This is a genomic window from Streptococcus parasanguinis, assembly GCF_001074805.1.
GTDB lineage: Bacteria > Bacillota > Bacilli > Lactobacillales > Streptococcaceae > Streptococcus > Streptococcus parasanguinis_A.
Genome location: NZ_JUPI01000031.1, coordinates 1 through 457, shown reverse-complemented (window position 1 = coordinate 457; position 457 = coordinate 1). Strand labels below are relative to the sequence as shown.

General features: G+C 40.9%; 1 protein-coding gene. It reads right to left on the bottom strand.

Annotation, left to right across the window (positions count from 1 at the left end; genetic code table 11):
* Positions 1-457: GBS Bsp-like repeat-containing protein (locus ADI76_RS02110; RefSeq protein WP_049514421.1), on the bottom strand; the 457-nt coding region annotated here is incomplete at both ends.

Here is a 457-nt window from a genome sequence, read left to right as displayed (position 1 = left end):
GTAGCTGCCATCACTTTGACGGACTGCTTTGTGCCATACTAGATCATCTTGCCAGTTCTTGTCTGACCATGTTGGGATCAAGACTTCTTTTAATCCGTTTGGAGCTACTACATTGCGAATAACTGCATCAAACGTGCCCGTCTCAACATTATTATTTTCAATCGTTAACGTGCCACTTGGTTTAACGTGGTGTATTTCTGTCGCAGTCTTTGTGATGTATGTCGTGGTTTCTGTTATGTAGTTCCGTTGATTATTTTGATCTACATAGTAGACATGGATATGGTACTTACCATCTTCATTTTTATGATCTGAGGCTTTGATGGTTGCTCGGTAGCTTCCGTCACTTTGACGAACTGCTTTGTGCCATACTAGATCATCTTGCCAGTTCTTGTCTGACCAAGTTGGTATCAAAACTTCTTTCAATCCATTTGGAGCTACTACATTGCGAATAACTGCA